We start from the raw sequence: 1,372 nt of genomic DNA, 5'->3' as shown, positions 1-1,372 counted from the left end.
TCAATTCATCAAAAACCAAGACTATGGAAAACATTATCGGCAAAGCACTCACCAATAGTTACCACAAACGCTTGGCATATTTAGAAGGCAAAGAAATTATCTCTTTAGTAGATTACGCCAAAAAATACAAAATATCACACTCCAACCTTATCAACAAAGCCAAACGCCAAACCATTGAAGCCTTTTTAGAAAAAGGCAAATGGAAAATTGGTGATTAATGGTTCCCAGATAACAAAAACACCCTGCAAAGGCAGGGTGTTTTTATGGTAGATTAAGTATCTATATTTAGAAACTATAGAGCATACTAATACCAATATTATCAATGTTACTATCATCTACTTTTGTACGTTCAAAATCAACACGATATTTTATTGTGTCATTAATTTTTCCATCAACACCAACACCATACATAACATCAGTACTATTGGTTTTATCGCTAAAATCTGTAGCACCAGTGATTTCGGTCAATACACCTGCATTATCATATTGAAATGCAGAAAATTCACCTTTCATATTCCAAGCACTAACACCTAGTTTAACAAACGGCTCAAAACTATCTGACTGTGCAAAATAATACAGCCCAGACAAACTAATACTACGACCAGAGAAGGTTGAAAATGAAGTAATCTTTGCATTAGTAGTGCCAGTACCCGTAAGCGTAGTGCCAGTCAGCCCTATTCGAGATTTAAATCCTGCAGTATCTCTCAAGGCAGCCATCGCTGCCTCTAAAGCAGCACCATTAGCGGCAGACTTTGATGACATGCCCACTTCATCGCTAGAATAGTTTGTATACGAACCTTCTACTGCAAAATTTTTATTCAAACGCTTACCAAAGATTACTTTGTAATTATTATTTTTGTAATTGACAACTCCACTAGATGTAATTCCGTCCTCAGTCAAAGAACCCTCACCACCAAATTTTGTTTGAACAGCACCTAAGCCAAAATACATATCCTCGCTTTCTTTTGCATGGACTGATGTAGCGACTAAAACTGACAATGCAATTACCTTTAATTGTGTTTTCATTTTATTACCCCTTTATTATTATATTATTTTTAAAAAAACTAGTAGATAGTTTTCGGGCATGGATGATACCTAAAAAAAACTAACTATAGGTAGTTTTTTAAGAGAAAATGGAGAATACAATAAAAATAGAGCAAACAAAATAATGTTATTATCTAACACACACACCATCGCTCAAATATTGAGCATTAATACAATTCACATAAACAATGTCACCTTTAGGGATGTTTGTACCGATACCAGAAAGCGTATGGATGGTGCATTATTTATTGCTTTGTGTGGGGATAATTTTGATGCACACGACTATGTAAAACAAGCGCAAAAAATGGGTGCGGTGGCACTACTGGTT

The 1,372-nt window shown here is 35.1% G+C and carries 1 protein-coding gene and 2 pseudogenes; 2 read left to right on the top strand and 1 reads right to left on the bottom strand.

Features of this window, described 5'->3' with window-relative positions:
- A pseudogene (locus BBROOKSOX_RS11070) lies at window positions 1-218 on the top strand (Fic family protein); the annotation flags it as partial.
- 67 nt (window positions 219-285) lie between these two features.
- Here the strand turns inward: BBROOKSOX_RS11070 and BBROOKSOX_RS11065 are convergent.
- Complete coding sequence (locus BBROOKSOX_RS11065; RefSeq protein ID WP_139661871.1) at window positions 286-1,026, bottom strand: outer membrane beta-barrel protein; 741 nt, start codon at window positions 1,024-1,026, stop codon at window positions 286-288.
- A gap of 142 nt (window positions 1,027-1,168) precedes the next feature.
- Between BBROOKSOX_RS11065 and BBROOKSOX_RS11060 the strand changes: the two are divergent.
- Window positions 1,169-1,372, top strand: a pseudogene (locus BBROOKSOX_RS11060) (Mur ligase domain-containing protein); the annotation flags it as partial.

This window comes from bacterium endosymbiont of Bathymodiolus sp. 5 South, assembly GCF_900128535.1.
GTDB lineage: Bacteria > Pseudomonadota > Gammaproteobacteria > PS1 > Pseudothioglobaceae > Thiodubiliella.
This window is presented reverse-complemented; position numbering and strand designations above follow the sequence as displayed.